Source organism: Staphylococcus sp. CoH_129_LAB_1 (genome assembly GCF_058191515.1).
The window spans coordinates 1-344 of record NZ_JBXWKZ010000072.1 but is presented as its reverse complement, the minus strand read 5'-3'; the positions used below and the strand labels follow the sequence as shown (position 1 = coordinate 344).

The 344-nt window shown below is 40.1% G+C and carries 1 protein-coding gene; it reads left to right on the top strand.

Going from position 1 to position 344, the window contains the following annotated elements; translation table 11 throughout:
- Positions 1-344: hypothetical protein (locus AC2FB1_RS11165; protein ID WP_490675277.1), on the top strand; the 344-nt coding region annotated here is incomplete at both ends.

The window sequence follows — 344 nt, the reverse complement described above, 5'->3', positions numbered from 1 at the left end:
TGGGGATTTCTTCCCTAAAGCTGATGTAGTTGAAGAAGGTGCTACTAATGCTAACACTGATCAACCTGCTACTTCTGAGGATTTCTTCCCTAAAGCTGATGTAGTTGAAGAAGGTGAAAACTATGTAGATACTTCTAAAGAAGCTACTTCTGAGGACTTCTTCCCTAAAGCTGATGTAGTTAAAGAAGGTGAAGACTACGTAGATACTACTAAACCTGCTACTCCTGGTGACTTCTTCGGTCAAAAAGATGAACAAGACAATGAAGCTAAAAGTGGTGCTGGCTATGTAGATACTACTAAACCTGCTACTCCTGGTGACTTCTTCGGTCAAAAAGATGAACAAA